General features: G+C 35.6%; 1 protein-coding gene. It reads left to right on the top strand.

What is annotated here, in order from left to right:
- Positions 1-264, top strand: a 264-nt coding sequence (locus tag CBI42_RS11890; RefSeq protein ID WP_142294161.1) for a hypothetical protein, incomplete at both ends; no start/stop codon positions are given.

A 264-nucleotide genomic window follows, 5' to 3' on the forward strand; every position in this document is an offset into this window, starting at 1 on the left:
ATAACCAACCAATATTGGATAAAAATGGGAAACCAGAAACAGTTACATTCTTTGGTTTGGTACCAGTTTTTGATGTTAGTCAGACAGAAGGAAAGGAGATGCCAAAAGCTGCAGAAGTGAAAGAACAGCTGACTGATTTGGACTATGCAAATCTTTACCGTGCCCTAATGGCTATTGCAAAAGAAAATGATGTATCGGTTCGATTTGAAGAGATGGAAAATAATAAACATGGATATTATTCTGTCCCAGAAAATCAAATTGTTT

It is taken from the genome of Streptococcus sp. KR (assembly GCF_002238115.1).
In the GTDB taxonomy this organism is placed as follows: Bacteria; Bacillota; Bacilli; order Lactobacillales; family Streptococcaceae; genus Streptococcus.